General features: G+C 64.6%; 20 protein-coding genes and 1 tRNA gene. 4 read left to right on the plus strand and 17 right to left on the minus strand.

Features of this window, described 5'->3' with window-relative positions:
* Nucleotides 1–23 precede the first annotated feature (23 nt).
* Nucleotides 24–206 (plus strand): hypothetical protein, encoded by a 183-nt coding sequence (locus BLU88_RS14535; protein WP_092015432.1) that lies wholly within the window; start codon nt 24–26, stop codon nt 204–206.
* A gap of 244 nt (nt 207–450) precedes the next feature.
* On the opposite strand, the gene BLU88_RS14540 is transcribed toward BLU88_RS14535, so the two are convergent.
* On the minus strand, nt 451–840 hold the full coding sequence (locus BLU88_RS14540; protein WP_167356900.1) for a winged helix-turn-helix transcriptional regulator: 390 nt from the start codon (nt 838–840) through the stop codon (nt 451–453).
* Between the two features lie 112 nt (nt 841–952).
* Here BLU88_RS14540 and BLU88_RS14545 point away from each other — a divergent pair, with 112 nt between their 5' ends.
* Nucleotides 953–1,558, plus strand: coding sequence for an NAD(P)-dependent oxidoreductase (locus tag BLU88_RS14545; RefSeq protein ID WP_092015438.1), 606 nt, complete (start codon nt 953–955; stop codon nt 1,556–1,558).
* 118 nt (nt 1,559–1,676) lie between these two features.
* On the opposite strand, the gene BLU88_RS14550 is transcribed toward BLU88_RS14545, so the two are convergent.
* The 10 genes from BLU88_RS14550 to mfd form a co-directional block, all read right to left on the minus strand.
* Nucleotides 1,677–3,050: an NAD(P)/FAD-dependent oxidoreductase gene (locus BLU88_RS14550; protein ID WP_092015441.1), complete on the minus strand. Its 1,374-nt coding sequence runs from the start codon at nt 3,048–3,050 to the stop codon at nt 1,677–1,679.
* 91 nt (nt 3,051–3,141) lie between these two features.
* A complete protein-coding gene (locus tag BLU88_RS14555) occupies nt 3,142–4,386 on the minus strand; it encodes a S8 family peptidase (protein WP_092015445.1) in 1,245 nt (414 codons plus the stop codon).
* The gene (locus tag BLU88_RS14560; protein WP_092015448.1) at nt 4,383–5,330 is read right to left on the minus strand and encodes a Ppx/GppA phosphatase family protein; all 948 of its coding nucleotides are present in this window, start codon (nt 5,328–5,330) and stop codon (nt 4,383–4,385) included. The genes BLU88_RS14555 and BLU88_RS14560 overlap by 4 nt, the downstream gene beginning before the upstream one ends.
* A gap of 8 nt (nt 5,331–5,338) precedes the next feature.
* Nucleotides 5,339–5,866, minus strand: a complete 528-nt coding sequence (locus BLU88_RS14565; RefSeq protein ID WP_092015451.1) for a DUF501 domain-containing protein — start codon at nt 5,864–5,866, stop codon at nt 5,339–5,341.
* Nucleotides 5,866–6,360, minus strand: coding sequence for an FtsB family cell division protein (locus BLU88_RS14570; RefSeq protein ID WP_092015454.1), 495 nt, complete (start codon nt 6,358–6,360; stop codon nt 5,866–5,868). The genes BLU88_RS14565 and BLU88_RS14570 overlap by 1 nt, the downstream gene beginning before the upstream one ends.
* 294 nt (nt 6,361–6,654) lie before the next feature.
* Complete coding sequence (gene eno, locus BLU88_RS14575) at nt 6,655–7,935, minus strand: phosphopyruvate hydratase (RefSeq protein WP_092015457.1); 1,281 nt, start codon at nt 7,933–7,935, stop codon at nt 6,655–6,657.
* Between the two features lie 54 nt (nt 7,936–7,989).
* Nucleotides 7,990–8,841: a tyrosine-protein phosphatase gene (locus BLU88_RS14580; protein ID WP_092015460.1), complete on the minus strand. Its 852-nt coding sequence runs from the start codon at nt 8,839–8,841 to the stop codon at nt 7,990–7,992.
* The gene (locus BLU88_RS14585) at nt 8,838–9,323 is read right to left on the minus strand and encodes a MazG nucleotide pyrophosphohydrolase domain-containing protein (RefSeq protein WP_231939447.1); all 486 of its coding nucleotides are present in this window, start codon (nt 9,321–9,323) and stop codon (nt 8,838–8,840) included. Before BLU88_RS14585 ends, BLU88_RS14580 begins: the two co-directional genes overlap by 4 nt.
* Nucleotides 9,324–9,386: 63 nt before the next feature.
* Entirely contained in the window at nt 9,387–9,581 is a 195-nt protein-coding gene (locus BLU88_RS14590; protein ID WP_092015466.1) for a CsbD family protein, read from the minus strand.
* A gap of 120 nt (nt 9,582–9,701) precedes the next feature.
* A complete protein-coding gene (gene mfd / locus BLU88_RS14595; RefSeq protein ID WP_092015469.1) occupies nt 9,702–13,304 on the minus strand; it encodes a transcription-repair coupling factor in 3,603 nt (1,200 codons plus the stop codon).
* Nucleotides 13,305–13,400: 96 nt separating this feature from the next.
* On the opposite strand from mfd, the gene BLU88_RS14600 reads away from it, so the two are divergent.
* Both BLU88_RS14600 and BLU88_RS14605 read left to right on the plus strand, forming a co-directional pair.
* Nucleotides 13,401–14,879, plus strand: a complete 1,479-nt coding sequence (locus BLU88_RS14600; protein WP_092015472.1) for an arylsulfotransferase family protein — start codon at nt 13,401–13,403, stop codon at nt 14,877–14,879.
* Nucleotides 14,880–15,111: 232 nt separating this feature from the next.
* Complete coding sequence (locus BLU88_RS14605) at nt 15,112–15,720, plus strand: rhomboid family intramembrane serine protease (RefSeq protein ID WP_231939448.1); 609 nt, start codon at nt 15,112–15,114, stop codon at nt 15,718–15,720.
* Between the two features lie 7 nt (nt 15,721–15,727).
* Here BLU88_RS14605 and pth read toward each other — a convergent pair whose 3' ends face one another.
* The 6 genes from pth to BLU88_RS14635 all read right to left on the minus strand — a co-directional run bounded on the left by pth (nt 15,728) and on the right by BLU88_RS14635 (nt 21,083).
* Nucleotides 15,728–16,327, minus strand: a complete 600-nt coding sequence (pth, locus tag BLU88_RS14610) for an aminoacyl-tRNA hydrolase (protein ID WP_092015478.1) — start codon at nt 16,325–16,327, stop codon at nt 15,728–15,730.
* 180 nt (nt 16,328–16,507) lie between these two features.
* Nucleotides 16,508–17,149 (minus strand): 50S ribosomal protein L25/general stress protein Ctc, encoded by a 642-nt coding sequence (locus BLU88_RS14615; RefSeq protein WP_092015481.1) that lies wholly within the window; start codon nt 17,147–17,149, stop codon nt 16,508–16,510.
* Between the two features lie 149 nt (nt 17,150–17,298).
* A complete protein-coding gene (locus BLU88_RS14620) occupies nt 17,299–18,315 on the minus strand; it encodes an alpha/beta hydrolase (protein WP_092015483.1) in 1,017 nt (338 codons plus the stop codon).
* Nucleotides 18,316–18,557: 242 nt separating this feature from the next.
* Nucleotides 18,558–19,529 carry a ribose-phosphate diphosphokinase gene (locus BLU88_RS14625; protein ID WP_092015486.1) on the minus strand — a complete coding sequence of 324 codons (972 nt, stop codon included), beginning with the start codon at nt 19,527–19,529 and terminating at the stop codon, nt 18,558–18,560.
* A complete protein-coding gene (glmU, locus tag BLU88_RS14630) occupies nt 19,522–20,979 on the minus strand; it encodes a bifunctional UDP-N-acetylglucosamine diphosphorylase/glucosamine-1-phosphate N-acetyltransferase GlmU (protein WP_092015489.1) in 1,458 nt (485 codons plus the stop codon). Before glmU ends, BLU88_RS14625 begins: the two co-directional genes overlap by 8 nt.
* A gap of 32 nt (nt 20,980–21,011) precedes the next feature.
* A tRNA-Gln gene (locus tag BLU88_RS14635) sits at nt 21,012–21,083 on the minus strand.
* Nucleotides 21,084–21,132 lie beyond the last annotated feature (49 nt).

A 21,132-nucleotide genomic window follows, 5' to 3' on the forward strand; every position in this document is an offset into this window, starting at 1 on the left:
CATCCAGCGCATGGTGCTCGGCCATGCGGAACGCGCTCGACCTCTTCGACGACCACAATGTCGATTGTACAGGTGGGCCCGGACTGCACTATCTGCTGGCCGATCGCACGGGAGGACTAGCCGTCATCGAATACGATGCGGGCACTATGCAGGTCCACCGTCCGCCACAGGGACAGCCGTGGATGTGTCTGGAGAACTTCAATTGACCACGACACCCAAGGATCATCGCAACAGGCAGAGGCGTTACTCCACCTCCGGGGACACTCTTACGAGCGCCGACGGGAAGAACTCCGTCAACGAGGCGGTCAGCATACGCGACGATGTCCGCCAAGCTCACACTCAGCGGCGGAGCGTCTATGGCCTCGGCGAAGGCACCCTGCGAGTGATCGCAGAGAAAGCGCACGACTCGCCTTCAACCGCAGAACATGCGACACCGCGCGGAAGGGGCCTTTACACGCCTGCGGACGCCTGTGCTTCGTCATGGCGATCCCGGCTGTCGACGATTTCAGCAACATTGGCCTCGGCCCAACGGCGCAACGCAGCGACGGGCTCCTGCAACGATCGCCCGAGGTCGGTGAGCGAATACTCCACCCGCGGCGGCACCTCGGCGAAGACCTCGCGCTCGAGGAGGCCATCGGCGACAAGTGACCGCAGGGTCGAGGTCAGCACCTTCGGGGTGATTCCGCCGATGGCAAGACGAATCTCGTTGAAGCGCTTCGGACCTGAATCGAGGATGTCGACAATGAGCACCGTCCACTTGTCGCCGAGTCGGTCGAGAACCACTCGGGTCGGACACCCGGGGTCGAAGGCATCGCCTTCCCAACGAACTCTCATACTCATAACCCAATAGTATCCTTGAGGTACTCCATATCTCAAGGATAGCTTTGAGAAGTCAGATTACGACTTCCACCGTGCATCGCAACCGCGCAGCACGAAGAACGAAGGGACTCTTATGAAGATCGCACTCTTTGGAGCATCGGGCATGATCGGCTCCCGCGTCGTCGCCGAGGCGGCATCCCGCGGGATCGAGGTCACCGCCATCACTCGCACCGGCACCGAGGTTGCCGGAGCGACCCGATCACTGTCCGGCGATATGGCCGATGCGGAACTCGGCGCGCGCATGGCCGCCGACCACGATGTCATCGTCTCCACCACCGGACCCAGCCGCACCGGCGGAGACCACCAGGAATGGCTCGACGCGCTGTCGACCCTGGCAAAGGCCAGCGGCGAAACCCGACTCTTCGTCGTCGGCGGCGCCGGCTCCCTGTTCGCCGGGGAGACGATGCTCAAGGATACCGCTGAATTCCCTCCTGCCTACAAAGCCGAGGCGGAGACCGGCACGAAGGCCCTCGAACTGCTGCGTGCGGCGAACCCGTCTCCATGGACGCTCATCTCCCCCGCCCCGGAGATCGCTCCGGGAGAACGCACCGGCACCTACAAAGTCGAACTCGAGGTGCCCGCTGGTGACTCCATCTCCGCCGAGGACTTCGCTGTGGCCATGGTCGATGAGATCGCCGAGCCCCAGCACATCGACGCCCGCTTCACAGTGGCGAACTGAGCAGGACGCACCCGCACAGCACCACCTCTGGATGTGACTGACGCCGGGGATGCATCTGCATCCCCGGCGTCAGTCGTCTCATCAGGGCTTGTCGCCGGATGGCACCGGCTGCCTCGGATCAGGCCTTAGCAGGCTCCTTCTTCGGAGCCGGCTTCGAGTTGGCGGCCTCGACGAAGTTCTTGCGCGGAACATCAAGGTCTGCCAACGGCATGGCGTCGCGGCCGAGGACGGCGCTGAGGAACCAGTTGCCGAAGACGCGGACCTTGCGATCCACGGTCGGGATCGCGTAGCCGTGATAGGCGCGGTGCATGAGCCAGGCAAGGAGTCCGCGGGCTTCGAAGTCACCCATCTGCGAAACGCCCTTGTACAGACCCAGACCGGCAACCGTACCGATGGTCTTGTGGAAGTACTGCTTGAACTCGGTCTCTCCGCGCAGGGCGGCGAGCACGTTGGCAGCCAGCACGGGAGCCTGACGCACGGCGTGCTGAGCGTTGGGCACGCAGAAGCCTGCCACTCCGCCGCCGGACAGGTCGGGCACAGCGGCGTTGTCGCCGGCAGCCCACGCGCCCTCGACGACTCCGTCATCGCCTTCGACCCGCAGGTCGGCACGCACGGTGACGTTGCCGCGTTCGTTGATCGGCAGGTCGGAGTCGATGAGCATCGGGTTTGCCTTGACACCGGCGGACCACACGATGGTGTCGGCGTCGAACTCTTCGCCGTTCGAGAGCTTGACGTGCTTGTCGGTGCAGTCCTGGAGGAAGGTCTCGAGGTAGACGTCGATTCCGCGTTCGCGCATGTGCTCGACGACCCAGCGAGCCTGAGCCTCGCCGACCTCGGGCATGACGCGGCCGAGGGCCTCGACGAGGACGAAGCGCACATCGGCTTCGGTCAGCGTCTCGTACTGGGCGACGGCCGAGCGGACCATGTCCTCGAGTTCGGTGAGGAGCTCGATGCCTGCGAATCCGCCTCCGACGAAGACGAAGGTCAGTGCCTTGCGGCGCTCTTCGTCGTCTTCCATAAGCGCGGCGTCAGCCAGGCGCGAGAGGAGGTGGTCACGCAGGGCGACGGCCTCTTCGATGCGTTTGAGCGCGATCGCGTTCTCCTTCAGACCCGGGATCGGCAGCGCACGTGCGACCGAACCGGAGGCGAGGACGATGTGGTCGTAGTCGAGTTCGAACGCTTCATCGTTCTCGGGTTCGATGGTGGCGAACTTCTCGGCATGGTTGATCGAGGTGACTTTCGCGGTGATGACCTCGGCACCCGGCAGGTTGCGGCGCAGCGGCACCACAGCGTGACGTGGCTCGATCGAACCGGCTGCCACTTCGGGGAGGAACGGCAGATAGGTCATGTACGGGTTGGGGTCGACCACGGTGACGGTGGCTTCGCCCCGACCGAGGTTCTTCAGCAGATTCTGAGCGGTGAGTAAGCCGACGGAGCCGCCACCGACAACGAGGATTCGTGGACGCAGTTTTGAGTTTCTGATGAGTGCCATATTCCCATGCTAGACCCTTGTGAAAACTTTCACTAATTGTTTGTCGCACGGACTCGAACGCCCCAGATCAGAACAGTTCCGTCGCCTGATCTCAGCGGCGACGGCGGGCGAAGGAAACGATCGAAGCGGTCAGGAGGACCAGGACGATCAGGGCCCCGGCACCGAGAACGGCGAAGCCGAGGGTCGGTGTCGACTGCGTGGCGACGATGTCGGTCGGCGCGAGAGCCTTCGGGCTCTCGGTCTCGTCGGGAGCGGCGGTTTCGGTCTCTTCGGCCCTCGCCTCCCCACGACGGTGCATCTTCACCCAATCGGCCAGCTCATCCTCGGCGGAGGACACGTCCTTGGGCACTTTCGCCTTGAGAGCGGCCCGCGGGTCGAGGCGACCCCAGCCGACGATCGGGTCGGGCTTGTCCTCTTTACTCACGCCCTTGTGACCGTCCACCGGTTTCGCGCTCGACTGCAGCTTGGCTCGCACCTCGTCGGCACTGAGATCCGGGTTCTCGGAGCGGATGAGCGCTGCCACTCCGGAGACGACGGGTGAGGCGAAGGAGCAACCCTGACCTTCGGCGTAGCCGCCGCTGTAGTACGGAATGGGGATGTTTTCGGCCGGGCCCATGAGGTCGACGGCGGTGCCGGGCGCAGTGGAGTCATCGAGGACCTTTCCGTTCTTGCCGAGTCCGCCCACCCCGATGACGCCGGGGACCGTCGACGGCGACCAGGCTTGGGTCGCGCCCTGTGAGGCGTTGCCGACGCAGGCGACGATGACCACGTCTTTCTTGTAGGCGTATTCGAAGGATTCGTCCCAGCTCTCCGGCCAACCCGGATCGTCCCAGCCCAGGGACATGTTGATGACCTTCGCACCGGAGTCGACGGCCCAGCGGATGGCCTTGTCGGCCTGTTCGCGAGTCGATCCGGATTCCTTCGGACGGTCGGGGCCAAGCCACATCGATGCCGACAGGATCTCTGCATCCGGGGCGACTCCGGTCGGTCCGGCCCCGACTCCCTTGCCGGCGATGACACCGGCCACTGCGGTGCCGTGGTGGATCGTGGTCTTCCCGCCTATCGGGGTCTTTCCGTCCTTGCCCAATCCGCTGAAGTCCTTGGACTTCTTCACCACGCCTTTGAGGTCCTCGTGGTCGGTGTTGACGCCGGAGTCGATGACTGCGACCTTGACGCCCTTGCCCGTGGACTTCTTCCAGACCTTGTCGATTCCGTAGTCCTTGATGAACCACTGGCCGGGTCCGGCCTTAGGCGCAGCTATGACCGGCTGTGTGGTGCCGACGACGAGTCCGAGGACGACGGCCGTGACGGCAAGGAGTCGGGCGGCGGCTCTCACGAGCTCGTCAGCGCGAGATCGAGCGCGGTCCCGTCCAGGATGTCGGTTTCGGAGATCCGAATGTCGAGTGATCCTCCGGCGGCTGTCACTGCATGGTCGAAGCGGGCGACGATCCGGGCGAATAGCAGCGATCCGGCGCCGATGACATCGACGCGTCCGGGGTGCATATACGGCAGATCCGTGCGTGCCTGGCGGTCCATGGCCAGGAGCTTGCGGGATTCGGCTGCCACGTCCGCGACGCTGATATGTGCTCCGTGGATGCGCTCTCGCTGATAGCTCTCGAGTCCGAGGATGCCTGCGGTGACGGTGGTGACGGTGCCGGCGACGCCGATGAAGGTGCGCGGGGCGGAGAAGTCGACGATCTGCGCAGCCTGGTCGAGCTGACCGTCGATATCGGTCAGGGCTGCCTGGATCTGGTCCTCGGAGGGAGTCTCGACAGGCATATGGCGCTCGGTCAGACGCACCGAGCCGATGTCCATACTCACTGCGGCTTGGACATCGTCGTGGCCGAGGACGAGTTCAGTCGATCCGCCGCCGAGGTCCATGACGGCATAGGGCCCGTCGGCATCTTCGAGACGAGCTGTGGCACCGAGGAAGGACAGTCGGGCCTCTTCCTCACCGGCGATGACATCGGGGACGACGCCGAGGATCGAGAAGATCCCGGCGAAGAACTCATCACGGTTCTTCACGTCGCGGCTAGCGGAGGTCGCGACGAATCTCAGCTTCTCCGGCTGGTACTCGGCGGCCACCTCGGCGAATTCCTTCGCCACGGCGAAGGTGCGTTCGAGCGCTTCGGGAGCGAACTCTCCGGTGGCGTCGACACCTTGGCCGAGGCGGACGATCCGAGTCTCGCGGCGCAGATCCGTGAGGGTGCTGTCGGCGTCGACGTCGGCGATGAGCAGGCGCAGGGAGTTCGTCCCGCAGTCGAAGGCAGCAACTCGCATGGCAGGTCCTAGTCGGTCGGTTCGGTGGTGGCAGCGGTCTCGGCGAGGGGCGGCACATCGTTCATGAGCGACAGCGCACGGTCACCGATCGGGTTGACGCCGAGTCCGGCGGACAGCGAATGTCCGACGAGGGCATGGAGGCATTTGACCCGGTTCGGCATTCCGCCGGCGGAGTAGTCCTTGATCTCCTCGACCTCTGCCAGGCCCGCTGCGGAGCCGATCTCCGAACGGACGTCGAGGTAGGCCCGGTGTGCGGCGGCGTAGGCGGCGGCGAGCTCATCGTCCTCACCGATCTCGACTGTCCATTCGGCCATGATTCCCGACGCTTCCAGGCGTGAGCATTCGGCCACATAGGCGGGGTGGGTGAGATAGAAGGTCGTCGGGAACGGTGTGCCGTCCTCGAGGCGCGGGGCCGTGGCGACGACGAGGGGTTCACCGGAGATGCCGCGGGCGGCGATGCCGAAGACGCCTCGGGGAATGCGTCCGAGTTGGTCTTGGAGGACAGCGAAATCGGCCTCGGTGCACTCTGTGATCATCAGCTCTTCTCCACGTTGTTGCCTGTCTCCTGAATGGACTCCAGCAACTCAAGGTACCAGGCCTGCTTGCGAGCCGGCCGTTCGGACTCGGATTCCTCGTCCACGGCCTCTTGGTTCGTGACGATGACCGCGTTCTTGCCCTTCTCTACGTAGTACTGGTCTTCGCGGGCCTTGCGCTTGATGTAGTCGGGGTCCCTGAGGTTCTCATTCTTCTCCTTGAGGCTCTTGACCTCGGATTTCGTCGTCTCGATCTCGTCGTTGAGAGCCGCGATCTGCTGGGCCTGCTTGAGCGCGGCGTTCAGGGGCGAGAGGAATGCGAGGAGGACGATGGCAATGACGAGGAGGAAGATGCCCGTGCGCATCGACATGCGTCGGCCGTGCGCCTCGGCGTCCATGTCGGCATCGGATTCGATGACCGGTGTCGGGCGTCGACGAGGAGTGGCTTTGCCAGGAGCCGATTTCGGGGCACTTCTTCTGGGCTTGCTCGGGACCATGCTTCTTTCCTCTGCGACTGGGGATCGGGGAAGAGTGTCGCAACATCTCCAAGTGTGCCGTGTCCGCATTCTCAGCGCGAGGATTTCGAGCCCGTGGCGTGTTCGATTCTCACGTATCCTCCATCACGTTGCGTCCGGTCAGCTCCTCCCCGCGCACATTCTCCGTCCCACCCCCGCAGTGCCCACCTGACAGCGGAAGGTCGATGCGTCTGAGCGGAAAAGCCGAGGCGGGGCCGGGCGATCGAAGTGATCGTCCGGCCCCGCCTCGGGGAGCTCAGTGCCTAGCGGCTCGACTCAGGCTTCGAAGCGCGGGAAGGCGCCGCGGCCCGCGTAGCGAGCGGCATCGCCGAGCTGCTCTTCGATGCGCAGCAGCTGGTTGTACTTCGCGACTCGCTCCGATCGTGCTGGCGCACCGGCCTTGATCTGACCGGCGTTGGTCGCCACGGCCAGGTCGGCGATGGTCGTATCCTCGGTTTCACCGGAACGGTGCGAGATCATCGTCGTGTAGCCGTTTGTCTGCGCCAGCGACACAGCGTCGAGGGTTTCGGTCAGGGTGCCGATCTGGTTGACCTTGACCAGCAGCGAGTTCGCCGTGGCGCTGCCGATTCCGCGCTGCAGACGCTCGGGGTTCGTCACGAACAGGTCGTCGCCGACGAGCTGGACTTTCGCACCGATCGTCTCGGTCAGCGTCGCCCAGCCGTCCCAGTCGTTCTCGTCGAGTGGGTCCTCGATCGACACGAGCGGGTACTTCGCCAGCAGCTCTTCATAGTAGGCGGCCATCTCTTCAGCGGTCTTCTTGCCGCCTTCGAACTCGTAGACTCCGTCGGAGTAGAACTCCGAGGACGCCACGTCGAGGGCAACGGCGATATCGCGTCCGGGACGGTGGCCGGCGATGTCGATGGCCTCACAGATGAGATCGAGTGCCGCGGCGTTCGAGTCGAGGTTCGGAGCGAATCCGCCCTCATCGCCGAGGCCGGTCGAGAGCCCGCGCTCTTTGAGCACGCCCTTGAGCGCGTGGTAGACCTCGACGCTCCACTGCAGTGCTTCGTGGAAGCTGGCGGCTCCGATCGGAGCGATCATGAATTCCTGGATGTCGACGTTCGAGTCCGCATGGGACCCGCCGTTGAGGATGTTCATCATCGGCACGGGCATGACATGCGCGTTCGGTCCGCCGAGGTAGCGGTAAAGAGGCAGATCGGCCGAGACCGCTGCCGCGCGGGCCACGGCCAGAGAAGTGCCGAGCATCGCGTTCGCACCGAGGCGGGACTTGTTGTCGGTGCCGTCGAGTTCGATGAGCGCCTGGTCGACGAGACGCTGATCGTCGCTTTCGAGCCCGACGATGACTTCGTGGATCTCGTCGACGACAGCGTCGACGGCTTGGGTGACTCCCTTGCCCAGGTAGCGCTCCGGATCTCCGTCGCGCAGCTCCACGGCTTCGAACTCTCCGGTGGAGGCGCCGGAGGGAACTCCGGCACGACCGACGGACTCATCGGCCAACAGCACTTCCACCTCGACGGTGGGATTTCCCCGGGAATCCAGGATTTCACGGGCGTTTGCGGCAACGATCTCGGCCACTGAGTACTCCTTAGCGTTTGGTTTCACATGGGGAACATGTGCCTGCAGGACAGCTTAATGCACCTCGCGGCCCGGCTCACCCTCAGTCCGAGGCGGATTCAAGGAGGCATTGACGCAGGCGTTCGGGCGTCGCCGGATCCATCCCGTGGGCGAGCAGGTAGGCCTCGACTCCCCGGGTTCCCTGTCGTCCTTCGCCGAGGCGGCCCCGTGCTCGGCCTCGATCCGATCGAGGATCTCGTGCATGAGTTCGGGAGGGGCGGCGGTGGCGGTCTGGGCGAGATTGCCGGAGATCCCGGCATCGGAGAAGTTCCGGGTGATCGCCTCGAGGAATCCACCGGACAGATGAGTGGAGGTGATCGCGTATTCGTCGACGATCTCCTGCCTTCCCACGCCGAGGAGGTCGAGCAGGAATGCTCCGATCACGCCGGTGCGATCCTTCCCGGCAGAGCAGTGGAAGACCACGCCGTCGGTGCAGTGTTCGGCGATCAGATCGACGGCGGCGGCCAGCCGGTGGCCGAAGTGCGTGATCATGAGTTCGTAGATGCGGCTGAGGCTGCGGTCGCTGAGGTCCATCCCGGTCGCCTCGGCGGCGGCCTTCATCTCCTCCCTGCTCATCGGTCGGCTGGGGAAGAAATGGTCGTCGAAGACGGGCAGCTCGATATGACGGACGTCGAGACCGTCGAGCGCATCGGGCAGCTTCGCCCGTTCGCCGATATCGCGCAGATCGATGACGGTGCCGATCCCGAGGCCGTCGATGTCGGCGCGGGCCCGATCGCTCAGCTGCGCCAGACCGTCGGCGCGGAAGACCTTCCCGGATCGCACTCTGCGGTCACCCGCCTCGGTGGCAGGTCCTCCGAGGTCGCGGAAGTTGAAGGTGCCTTCGATCTCGAGCCTGTCCAGACTCATTCGGTTCTGTCCTCTCCTGGCGCTGCGACCTTCTCTTCAGCTTTGATCCGGCGGTACTCGCGTTCGACGTCTTCCAAAGACGCCATCTCATCCCCGGAATCGTCGGTGAACGCGAGAGGATGACGGCGGATGAGTTTCGCCTCGAGGCCGTCGATGATGGTGCCGAGGCTGTGGCCGTAAGCGTGCCCGCTGCTCTCATCGAGCAGGGCGGAGTGGAAAAGCACTTGGTAGAACACATCGCCGAGCTCTTCGACGACAGCAGCCCGGTTCTCAACGCTGGGTTCTGTCGTGAACTCCTCGAGAGCGACGATGAGTTCGTCGGTCTCTTCACTGGCGTACTTCTCGAGGCTCTGGTGATCTTGTCGGCTCGACCAGGGGCAGCGTCGCCGCAACGTCGCCATCGCTTCGATCACCTGTTGCAGTCGCGGTTCGACGGCGCCATGTTCGTCACCTTCATCCACGTGTTCGTCAGGTTCACCCACGAATGATCCTCCTGCCGGCATGAAACACCCCCACCACCACAGCGGTGAGGGCCGATTCGTCGGTCACTTCGAGAATTTGTCCTTGACCGATGAGCCGACGTCCTTGACTGACTCGCCGACATCCTTGGTCTTGGCCTTGAGCTGATCGGTGGCACCTTCGGCCTTGAGCTTTTCGTCACCGGTCACATCGCCGATGGTCTCCTTGGCACGACCGCCGAGGTCTTCGGCCTTGTTGTCGAACTTGTCGTCAACACCCATGGTGATTCTCCTTAGCAGTCGGCTGAGTGAAATGCACTTGCTGCGGATGTCTCCGCGCTTCGCACTCTACGCCACCGCCTCGGCCCGTGGGCCGGTCAGCGATGAACAGTCGGAGAGTTCTCAACCGTTCGTCGCCGCACCGGCTTCCCTGACCTCTGTGGCTTCGGATTCGATGACCGGCAGGATGGCGTCGAGGAACTGGTGCGCCCACCGCAGGATGTCCGAATCGGTCATCTCCTTGGAGTCGAATCCGCTGCCTGCCATCGGTTTGGGGACGAGGACCGAGCGCAGAGCCGGTTTGAGCAGCGATTTCGGGTACAGGCGTTTGAGCCTGACCACCTGGGAGTCGGAGAGTTCGACGGGTCCGAACCGGATGAAGTTGCCCTGCATGACGATGTCATTGACCCCGGAGGAACGGGCGCGGATGCGCAGCCGGGCGACGTCAGCGAGAACGCCGACGGGTTCCGGATAGGGACCGTAGCGATCGGTGAGTTCATCGAGGACTTCCTGCAGCTGTGCTTCATCGGTCGCCGCGGCAAGCTTCCGGTAGGCCTCGAGACGCAGCCGTTCGTGGTCGACGTAGTCGGCAGGCAGGTGGGCGTCGACCGGCAGTTCGATGCGCATGTCCGCCTCGGGTTCGGTCTCCTCACCGCGGAACTTCGCCACGGCCTCACCGACGAGCCGGACGTAGAGGTCGAAGCCGACGCCTTCGATATGTCCGGACTGCTGACCGCCGAGCAGATTGCCGGCTCCGCGGATCTCGAGGTCCTTCATCGCCACCTGCATTCCGGCACCCAGTTCGGTGTGCGCGGCCAGGGTCGTCAGCCGGTCGTGTGCAGTCTCGGTCAGCTGAGTGTCCGCCGGGTAGAGGAAGTAGGCGTAGGCGCGTTCGCGTCCACGTCCCACGCGTCCGCGCAGCTGGTGGAGCTGGGAGAGTCCGTACCGGTCGGCGTTGTCGATGATGAGGGTGTTCGCATTGGCGATGTCGATTCCGGTCTCGACGATCGTCGTGCACACGAGCACGTCGTACTTCTTCTCCCAGAAGTCGACGATGACCTGTTCGAGTCGGGTTTCGTTCATCTTGCCGTGGGCGATGGCGATCCGAGCCTCGGGCACCATTTCGGCGATATGGCCGGCGACGGCTTCGATATCGCGAACCCGGTTGTGGATGTAGAAGACCTGACCTTCGCGCATGAGCTCACGTCGGATCGCGGCCTTGATCTGCTTGTCTTCGCGCTTGCCCACATACGTCAGCACCGGGTGGCGCTCTTCCGGCGGTGTGGCCAGGGTCGACATCTCGCGGATGCCGGTCACGGCCATCTCCAAGGTGCGCGGGATCGGGGTTGCGGACATGGCGAGGACGTCGACGTTCGTCCGCAGCGCCTTGAGCGTCTCCTTGTGTTCGACGCCGAAGCGCTGCTCCTCGTCGATGATGACGAGTCCGAGTTCCTTGAACCGCACTTCGCCGCTGAGCAGTCGGTGGGTGCCGATGACGAGGTCGAGCTTGCCGTCGGCCAGGTCCTCCTTGACCTTCTCGGATTCCTGTTTGGTCTGGAACCGGGAGAGGGCGCCGATGGTGACGGGGAATCCCGAGTAGCGTTCGGCGAAGGTCTCATAGTGCTGTTGGACGAGCAGAGTCGTCGGTACGAGCACGGCGACCTGTTTGCCCTCCTGGATCGCCTTGAACGCGGCACGGACCGCAATCTCCGTCTTCCCGTAACCCACGTCGCCGCAGATCAGACGGTCCATCGGCACAGTCTTCTCCATGTCCGATTTGACCTCGTCGATGGTGGTCAGCTGATCGGCGGTCTCCACATAGTGGAAGGCGTCTTCGAGTTCGCGTTGCCAGGGGGTGTCCGGTCCGAAGGCATGGCCGACGGTGGCCTGTCGAGCCGAATACAGGCGGATGAGCTCCCCGGCGATCTCCTTGACGGCCTTGCGAGCCTTCGCCTTCGTCGTCTGCCAGTCGGCGCCGCCCATCTTATTGAGGCTCGGGCTCTCCCCGCCGACGTAGCGGGTGACCTGGTCGAGCGCATCGCTGGGGACGTAGAGGCGGTCGCCGGGCTGTCCGCGTTTGGCTGGCGCGTATTCGATGATGAGGTATTCGCGGGTGTGCTTGTTCGCACCCTTGCCCGTCGTCCGCTGCGTCATCTCGACGAAGCGTCCGACACCGTGCTGGTCGTGGACGACGTAGTCGCCGGGTGCCAGGTTGAGCGGGTCGACCTGGTTGCGCCGACGTCGGGTGGGCAGCTTGCGCATATCCCGCGTCGAGGTAGCCGCCGCCCGACCGAGCACATCGGCCTCGGTGAGCACGGCGAGTTTGAGATCCTCGAAGACGAACCCTCCGAAGGAGGCGGCCGTCGTCACGGTCACCAGGGCTTCGGGCAGATCGGTGGGGTCATCGACGAAGGATGCGGGCACTCCGGCTTCGGAGAACACCTCGACCATGCGTCGGCCCGGTCCCTGACCTTCGGTGAGCACGAGGATGCGCCACTTGTCGTGGATGAGTCCTTTGACGTCGGCGAGGATCGCTTCGACGTCGCCGGCATAGCCCTTCGGGATGCGGGCCGGAACGGAGAAGATGTTCTCCTCGGGCCCGGCGAGCTCCTCGTCGGCGGCGAATCCGCCGATTTCCCACCAGGCCAGGCCGATGAGGCGAGCTCCCTCCTCCATCTCGGACACGGTGCGGAAGCTTGCGGCCGACAGGTCGATCGGGGTCTCTCCCCCACCGGCGGCTCCGGTCCATGCGGCTTCGAGGAATTCGTTCGTCGTCTCCACGAGGTCTGCAGCACGGGCCTCGACGCGTTCGGGTTCGGTGATGATGATCTTCGACTCAGGCGGCAGCAGAGCGATGATCGGCTCCATACCGTCGGCGAGGACGGCGGTGAGCGATTCCATGCCCTCGACGGCGACGCCGCCGGCGATCTTGTCGAGCATATCGGCGGCGCTGGGCACATCCTCGGCGAGGTCAGCGGCTCGCTTCCGCACGGAATCGGTCAGGAGCAGCTCCCGGCACGGCGGTGCCGCCAGGTGCAGGGGTTCTTCACTGTCTTCGGCGGGGATGGACCGTTGGTCGCTGACGGAGAATTCGCGGATCTCGTCGACTTCGTCGCCGAAGAACTCCACACGCAGCGCCCGCTCGGACGTTGCCGGGAAGATATCGACGATTCCGCCGCGCACAGCGAATTCGCCGCGCCTGGAGACCATGTCGACGCGGGAGTACGCGAGTTCGGTAAGCCGTTCGGCCAGGTCATCGATCTCGAATTCGTCGCCGACGGCCAGTTCGACCGGTTCGATGTCGCCAAGCCCCTTGGCCAACGGCTGGAGGAAGGCGCGCACGGGCGCGATGATGAAGGTCAGTTCCCGACCGGGAGTGGGGTGGGCCAGACGGCGCAGCACCTCGAGGCGCTGACCGACGGTGTCCGACCGCGGCGACAGCTTCTCGTGCGGCAGGGTCTCCCAGCTGGGGAAGATCGCGATCGACGCCGACGGCACCCAGTCGGCGAGTGCTTGAGCGAGATCTTCGGTTTCACGTGTAGTGGCGGTGACGATGAGCTGAGGCGCCGAGGCGGCCCCGTCGGTGGTGACGGTCCGGCGCAGGATCGACGGCCACAGTCCCTTGATCGCGTCGATCGTGCCACCGTCGGTGTTCGCGTCATTGAAGGCCGCGACGAGTTCGGTGATGGTGGGATTCCGGCGGGTGAGATCAAGTCCGTTGAGCACCCGAACAGTCTAGGCCACGCAGCTGACACGACCCATTCGCGTCCTGTTCGCATCGGTCGAGGGGCGTGCGAGACGAAAACGTGTGAGGATGAGCATATGGCCATGAAGGGAACCGTCTTTGCAGGATTGGCCGCAGCGGCGCTCCTGCTCACAGGGTGCACGGCCGATGCCGATAAGGACATCGCCGTCGCCGAACGGTGGGACTTCCATTCCCGCCCCGAGCTCGCACCGCCGAAGGTCGATATCGATTCCGGGTCCTTCCCCGACGACAACGGAGACCTCAAGACGTTCCTCGCTCCGAAGGGGCAGACGGCAGCCGACGACAAGTCCTGGGTCGGCGGCCTCATCCTCGACTCGACCGGGGACCCGATGTGGATTCGCGACGATTCCGAGCAGCTGTGGGATCTGCGCGTCCAGGAATATCAGGGCAAGCCGGTGCTCACGTGGTGGGAGGGTCTGGCTGATACGCCGCACACCGCCGGTGAGGTCGTCGTCCTCGATGACTCGTATCAGGAGATCGCCCGTGTCGGCATGGGCGGAGAGCTGCCCAAGGACACCTCCGACCTCCACGAGACGACGATCACTGCCGATGGCACCATGTTCCTCATCTCCTATGTGAAGACGCAGACGGATCTCAGCTCCGTCGGCGGAGACAAGGACGGCTGGGCCTGGGAGGGAATCGTCCAGGAGGTCGACATCGACACCGGCGATCCGCTGTTCGAGTGGCATTCCCTCGATGCGGTCCCCGTCGACCAGTCCGAGGCCGCGCTCAAGGACGGGGAGGGCACGAAGGACGAGCCCTTCGACTACATCCATCTCAACTCCGTGTCCGAGGACGATGACGGCAGCGCTCTCCTCGTTTCGGCTCGCAACACCCATGCGGTCTACCAGCTCGACCGGAAGAGCGCCGAGCTCAACTGGGTCTTGGGCGGCAAGGCCTCGGACTTCGAGATGGGCGATGGCGCGCAGTTCGCGTGGCAGCACGATGCTCAGCGCCGACCCGATGGAACGCTGACCATGTTCGACAATCACGCCGCGCCCCGTCTCGGTGACACCCGCGGACTGCGCCTCGACGTCGATGAGAAGAAGAAACGCGCCGAGGTGGTCACGGAGTACCCCGCCCCCGACGACCGTTCTTCGGGCAGTCAGGGGAACTTCCAGGAGCTGGCGAACGGCAATGTCGTCCTCGGCTGGGGTTCGGAACCCTATGTCTCGGAATTCTCCAAGGACGGGAAGCTGCTCGCCGATCTCACCTTCATCGGCGGATCGAACTACCGGGCGTACCGTTTCGACTGGCATGCCCAGCCGACCGCTCCGCCGACCGCGACGATGTCGCACCCGCAGGCCGACATCACTCGCGTGCATATGAGTTGGAACGGTGCCACCGAGGTGGCTTCGTGGAGGGTGCTCAGCGGAGACGACGAGGAGCATCTGACCGAGAACACCGAAGTCGAGCGCACCGGTTTCGAAACTGCGGCGGACATCAGGCCGAACGGGTCGACGATCGTCGTCGAAGCTCTCGACGCAGACGGCAAGTCACTCGGGTCGACCAGAGCAGTCCCTCAGAACAGATAGTTCTGGGCAACTCGCTCCCGGCCGACAATATTTCGAGGCGATAACGGGCCTAACGGAACGATCACGATTGCTCGCTGGGCCCGGATGTTCGGGGTTCTCCAATCTTCATCGCCCACAATTGGAGCATGACCGACCACTCCCCCGTTTCTCCGCCGAGGAATCCCGTCTCCTCTTCGGCCCTGACTCCGCCGCTTCCGGATCCCCCCGCTCCGGCCGTTCCGCGAATCCCCCGGTGGCACACCTGAACACTACGGTCGACCGACCGCACCTGCTCTCCCGGTTCGCTCCGGTGCTGATTCTGCTGGGCGTCATGTGGGTCATCGAGATCCTCGATGCGATCCTCCCCGTCGACCTCGACGCCTTCAGCTTGCAGTCATGGAATCCGCTCTCGCTCTACGGCCTGGTCACCTCTCCGCTGCTGCATTCGGGATTCGGCCACCTCCTGGCCAACACCTTCCCGTTCATCGTCCTCGGAATCGTCATCGCGTTCGAAGGCAGGCGGCGCTTCTGGGCCGTCACGGGCATCACGGCGCTGAGCTCCGGACTCGGCGCATGGCTGACGACCCTGCCCGGCCAGCACATCGTCGGTGCCTCCGGCATCGTCTTCGGATTCTTCGGCTACCTCGCACTGCGCACCTGGTTCACCGATGACCTGCTGCGCAAGATCATCTACTTCGCCATCGGCCTGTTCCTCTTCGTCACCTACGGCGCATCGATGATCTTCGGGATGCTGCCGCAGACCAACGACATCTCCTGGCAGGGCCACCTGTTCGGATTCGCCGGCGGCGTCTTCGCCGCATGGTGGCTGCACCGTCGCCCGGAGAAGCAGAAGACGGACTGAGCCCCGATCAGCGGGAGTGGAACTTCTGCTGCATGTCGGTGAGCCCGTTGACGATGAGCTCTTCAACGGCGTCGGCGAGGTCGGAGACGAACATCGGCAGGGTCGTGCGTTCGTCTTTTGTGAATGGGCGCAGCACATAGTCGGCGGTGTCCTGGCGTCCCGGAGGGCGTCCGACTCCTGCTCGCACCCGCAGATAGTCCTTCGTCCCCAGCACCGAGGTCATTGATCGCAGACCGTTGTGCCCGCCCTCTCCCCCGCCGCGCTTGGCCTTGATGGCGTCGAAGGGGATGTCCACATCGTCATGGACGGCGATGATCCGATCGGCATCGATTCCGTAGAAATCGGCCAGTGCGCGCACCGGTGCGCCGGATTCGTTCATATATCCCGTCGAGGTGCCCAGCACCACCCGCGGACCGGGCAGTCCCGGAACGCTGCCGCCAGGCAGCCGCCCGGTGCCGACGTTCGCGCGCAGCTTCGTCCGCGTCAGAGTGGTTCCGATGCGGGAGGCGAGTTCGGCGATGACCATCTGTCCGATGTTGTGCCGGGTCGTTTCGTACTTGGGACCGGGGTTGCCCAGTCCGAAGACCAACCATGCTTCGTTCGACATTGCCGTCGTTGTCCGTCCTGTCCATGCCCGCGAACCGGGCGGTGATGCTGCAGCTCGCCGGGGGCGGGCGAGATTCTCCGCTGTGAAACGAGTTCGGTGGGCCGCCCATCAGGCGACCCACCGAACTGCGTAGTCAGTCAGTGCTCCTCACGGCACCTTGAGTGCTATGAGGAGAGAAGATCACTCCTCTTCGGAGGCCTCTTCTGCACCGGACTCCTCAGCAGCCTCTTCCTCGGTCGAGTCTTCAGTCTCTTCCTCGGCGTCGGACTCGGTGTCCATCTCGATCTCTTCGGAGACGTTGACGATCAGCTGCTCTTCGTCGGCGATGAGCTCGACGCCTGCAGGAAGCTCGACCTGACCGGCCAGAACGTGCTCGCCGGCGGGGCGGCCTTCAATAGAGACCTCGATGATTTCGGGCAGCTTGGTCGCATCGGCCTTGACGGCGATGGTCGACTCTTCCTGCGAGACCATGGTGCCGGGAGCGGCTTCTCCGACGACGTGGATCGGAACGTCGACCTCGATCTTCTCGCCGCGCTTGACGATGATGAGGTCGAGGTGCTCGATGTCACGACGGACGGGTTCGATCTGGACGTCACGCGCAATGGCGAGGACGTTCTTCGATCCGTCGGTGCTTTCGATTTCGAGCAGTGCGTTGGCGTGCTTGAGAGCCAGCATGGTGGCGTGGCCCTCGAGCGACACGTGCACGGGGTCTCCGCCGTGACCGTAGATGACAGCGGGGATGCGTCCCGCGCGGCGGATACGGCGCGCTGCGCCCTTGCCGAACTCGTTGCGAGCTTCGGCCAGAAGTTTGAAGTCAGCCATTTTCTCTCCTTCGTGGTGAACTTACCTTCGAGCACCACGGCGAAACAGCCTGAGTACCCACTCGAACCAAGAACCCAGTGGGCTCACGTTCGTGGGACAGGACCGCGTCGATCACGGAGACATTCGTCTCCCTCGCCGAGGCAACCCGACTATTCTACGGCACCGTCCGATTCGGCACCAATCCGAGAGGTCACGGCCGCGGCACACGCGTCGATTCCGGTCTCGGTGAGGAGAATGTCGTAGTGGTTCGTCCCCTGCACATCGACGATGTCCATCTGCGGCCATGTCTGAGCGAAGTCGGCAGTCAGCTCCGGCGGGTAGAGACCCGGTTCGGCGGCGACGAGGTCGCGTTCGGCGAAGAGGAATACCACCTCGGCCTGGGACTCGTCGTTGCCCATGATCGTCTCCAGTGCCTCGCGGTAGGCGGATCCGGTGTACATGTCGGCCGAATCGGCCTGCATCGCCTCCACCGAGGTCGACGGCTGGAACGAATGATCGTCCTTGGCCGCCAGGTCGTAGACGAAGCTTTCGGTCGCCACGGTGTCGAGGCCGTCGACGAACGCGGGGTGAGCGGCGAAGAACGCCAGATACTCCTCCACGCTGCCGAAGCTCATCGACAGCCTCTCGGCGGCCGGGCCGAGGACTGCGGCGATGAGATCATCGGTGTCGAGGTCCTCGTCGTTGAGGTCATCGACGGGGCCGTCTGATTGGGGCTGCCCCAGGGGCAGCGGAAGTCCCCCGTCGATGAGGACGGGGCCGCGGAAACGCCTGCCCGCGTCGGCGCCGGTATCGCTGTTCTGCTCAGCCGTCATGCCGGCCAGGGTCATGGCGACGAACCCGCCCATGGAATGACCGACCAGGGTGACCGGGCCCTCTGGAGCGAAGGCGTCGAGGACCGCGGTGACGTCCTGTGCGTGGGCGGCCATCCCGAACGGGCCGGGAAGGGTGCGGGAGTCGGCGCGTCCGCGCAGGTCGGGGCCGATGATGCGGACCCCGGGCAGGGCGGAGACGAGGCCCGCGAAGAACAGGTGGTTTGAGGTGATGCCGTGGATGACGCACACGGTGGGCACGCGTCCGGGACCGGTGGCCACCGGCTCCCACACTCCCACGGACAGCTGCCCGCCGGGGACGTCCACGCGGTACCGGTTGTAATCGTGTGAGGACATCGTCCCTGTTCCCTTCGCTTAGGCGTTGCCTCCAGTGTAGGACCTCACGACGGCGGGGACGATGGGTCCGGATGCGGGACCACGTGGGTCTGCCCCTCCGGTGCGCCTGCGTCGGAGGCGCCGGATCCGGATACGACGGAACCCCGAGCCGGTGGCCGACTCGGGGTTCCGCGATCGTCAGCGTCCGCGCCCTCGCAGGGGCGGTCGCACTCACAGACCGTGTGGTCTCGAAACCTGTGGTCTCAGACCTCGAAGAGGCTCGTGACCGATCCGTCTTCGAAGACCTCATGCACGGCGCGGGCGATGAGCGGGGCGATGGAGAGCACGGTGAGCTTGTCGAAGATCTTGTCTTCGCTCAGCGGCAGGGTGTTCGTGACGATGACCTCTTCGGCCACGGAGTTCGACAGGCGTTCGACGGCCGGGCCGGAGAACACGGCGTGGGTGGACACGACGATGACGCCCTTGGCGCCGGCGGCCATGCAGGCATCGGCGGCCTGGACGATAGTGCCGCCGGTGTCGATCATGTCGTCGACGAGCACGCAGGTGCGACCCTCGACCTCACCGACGACGCGGTTGGCCTTGGTCTCGTTCGGCCGGGTGATGTCACGGGTCTTGTGGATGAAGGCCAGCGGCACTCCGCCCAGCGAGTTCGACCAGTTCTCGGCGACCTTGATTCGTCCGGCATCGGGCGAGACCACGGCGAGTTCGCCGGGGTACTTGTCCTTGACATAGCCGGCGAGGATCGGCATCGCGATGAGGTGGTCGACTGGGCCGTCGAAGTAGCCCTGGATCTGCGCAGTGTGCAGGTCGACGGTGATGATGCGATCAGCACCGGCGGTCTTGTACAGATCGGCGACGAGGCGGGCGGAGATGGGCTCGCGTCCGCGGTGCTTCTTGTCCTGCCGGGCGTACGGGAAGAACGGAGCGATGACGGTGATGCGCTTGGCCGAAGCACGCTTGAGGGCGTCGACCATGATCAGCTGCTCCATCAGCCATTCGTTGATGGGAGCGCAGTGCGACTGCAGGACGAATACGTCGCTGCCGCGCACTGACTCGGAATAGCGGACGTAGATCTCACCATTCGCGAAGTTGTAGATGTCGGTGGGGAGGAGTTCGGTCCCCAGGTTCTCCGCGACTTGTTCGGCGAGTTCGGGATTCGCCCGACCGCTGACCAGGACGAGCTTCTTATCGCCCGCCGTCGTTATCTCATTCACTGATCCGTTCCCCTTCGGATGCGTTTTCGGCTGCCTGCGCTGCAGGCGTGCCGGGACGGTTTGTCTGGACCCAGCCCTCCAGGTTGCGCTGCGGGGCCACCGAAATGGCCAGTGCTCCTGCAGGGACATCCTTGCGCACCGTCGTGCTTGCACCCGAATAGGCGCCATCGCCCACGGTGACAGGGGCGACATACATATTGTCCGAGCCCATGCGTGCATGCTTGCCGATGACGGTGCGGTGTTTGTTGACTCCGTCGTAGTTGACGAACACCGAGGCGGCTCCGATGTTCGAGCCCTCCCCGATCTCAGCATCGCCGACGTAGGAGAGGTGGGGCACCTTCGCACCCTTGCCGATATCGGCGTTCTTCGTCTCCACGAAGGTGCCGATCTTTCCGGACTCGCCGAGCTTGGTGCCCGGACGCAGGTAGGCGAACGGTCCGACTGCGGCGTCAGGGCCGACGACGGCGAGTTCGCCGTGAGTGCGCACGACCTGTGCGCGCTCTCCGACCTCGGTGTCCTTGAGCGTGGTGTCGGGGCCTACGACGGCGGCCGCTCCGATGTCGGTGGCGCCGAGCAGCTGGGTGCCCGGCAGGATAGTGGCGTCGGCGGCGATCGAGACGTCGACGTCGATCCAGGTGGTGTCCGGGTCGATGATGGAGACTCCGGCACGCATGAACTTCTCACACTGTCGGCGGTTGAGCTCCTTGCCCAGGTTCGCCAGCTGCACGCGGTCGTTGGCGCCTTCGACCTGCCACAGGTCGTCGGTGGCGGTGGCGGCGACGGCGCGGCCGACTTCACGGGAGTGGCCGATGACGTCGGTGAGGTACTTCTCGCCCTGCGCGTTGTCGGTCGTCAGAGCGGCCAGCCCCTCCTTGAGCGAGGAAGCGTCGAAGGCGTAGATGCCGGAGTTGATCTCACGGACGGCCCGTTCGGTCTCGTTCGCGTCCTTCTGTTCGACGATGCGCAGCAGGGAGCCGGATTCGTCGCGGATGATGCGGCCGTACCCGGTCGGGTCGTCCACCTCGGCGGACAGGACGGTCACGGCGTTGGCGTTGGATTCGTGGACCTCGACGAGGCCGTTGATGGTCTCCGTGGTCAGCAGCGGCACGTCTCCGTAGGTGACGACGACGGTTCCGCTGAGGTCCTCGGGCAGCTGGGTGAGCGCGCATTCGGTGGCGCGCCCGGTCCCCGGGACCTCATCCTGATCGGCGATGAGCAGGGTCCGCTGGGAGGACACGGGAAGGGAGTCGAGGTGGGCGACGAGCTGATCGCGCTCGTGGCGGACGACGACGATGAGGTGTTCGGGAGAGGTTCCGGCCGCCGCTGCGACGGAGTGATGGAGCAGGGAGCGTCCGCCGATGGGATGCATCACCTTGGGAAGAGCCGACTTCATTCGAGTGCCTTGGCCCGCTGCCAGAACGATGACAGCGGTCGGATGAGTCTGCGACATAGTTGAATCCTTCGCATGTCGGTTTGGGCCAGCTCCGCCCATAGGATTCGAACCTATACTGCACGGCTCCAAAGGCCGGCGTGCTGCCATTACACCAGGGCGGAACAGCGTGCACCAGTAGAGGGGCCCGCGCTCACGAGACACCATCATGCC

Origin of the sequence: Brevibacterium siliguriense (genome assembly GCF_900105315.1) — a bacterium.
Lineage (GTDB): Bacteria > Actinomycetota > Actinomycetes > Actinomycetales > Brevibacteriaceae > Brevibacterium > Brevibacterium siliguriense.

Bases quoted from the DNA above. Each gene is read 5' to 3' on its own strand.
- BLU88_RS14580 (WP_092015460.1), bottom strand. From the start codon at position 8,841: ATGAGTCTGGACAGGCTCGAGATCGAAGGCACCTTCAACTTCCGCGAC.
- pth (WP_092015478.1), bottom strand. From the start codon at position 16,327: ATGTCGAACGAAGCATGGTTGGTCTTCGGACTGGGCAACCCCGGTCCC.
- glmU (WP_092015489.1), bottom strand. From the start codon at position 20,979: ATGTCGCAGACTCATCCGACCGCTGTCATCGTTCTGGCAGCGGGCCAA.
- BLU88_RS14600 (WP_092015472.1), top strand. From the start codon at position 13,401: ATGGCCATGAAGGGAACCGTCTTTGCAGGATTGGCCGCAGCGGCGCTC.
- BLU88_RS14535 (WP_092015432.1), top strand. From the start codon at position 24: ATGCGGAACGCGCTCGACCTCTTCGACGACCACAATGTCGATTGTACA.
- BLU88_RS14545 (WP_092015438.1), top strand. From the start codon at position 953: ATGAAGATCGCACTCTTTGGAGCATCGGGCATGATCGGCTCCCGCGTC.
- BLU88_RS14565 (WP_092015451.1), bottom strand. From the start codon at position 5,866: ATGATCACAGAGTGCACCGAGGCCGATTTCGCTGTCCTCCAAGACCAA.
- BLU88_RS14570 (WP_092015454.1), bottom strand. From the start codon at position 6,360: ATGGTCCCGAGCAAGCCCAGAAGAAGTGCCCCGAAATCGGCTCCTGGC.
- BLU88_RS14560 (WP_092015448.1), bottom strand. From the start codon at position 5,330: ATGCGAGTTGCTGCCTTCGACTGCGGGACGAACTCCCTGCGCCTGCTC.
- BLU88_RS14620 (WP_092015483.1), bottom strand. From the start codon at position 18,315: ATGTCCTCACACGATTACAACCGGTACCGCGTGGACGTCCCCGGCGGG.
- BLU88_RS14590 (WP_092015466.1), bottom strand. From the start codon at position 9,581: ATGGGTGTTGACGACAAGTTCGACAACAAGGCCGAAGACCTCGGCGGT.
- BLU88_RS14615 (WP_092015481.1), bottom strand. From the start codon at position 17,149: ATGGCTGACTTCAAACTTCTGGCCGAAGCTCGCAACGAGTTCGGCAAG.
- BLU88_RS14550 (WP_092015441.1), bottom strand. From the start codon at position 3,050: ATGGCACTCATCAGAAACTCAAAACTGCGTCCACGAATCCTCGTTGTC.
- BLU88_RS14540 (WP_167356900.1), bottom strand. From the start codon at position 840: ATGAGTATGAGAGTTCGTTGGGAAGGCGATGCCTTCGACCCCGGGTGT.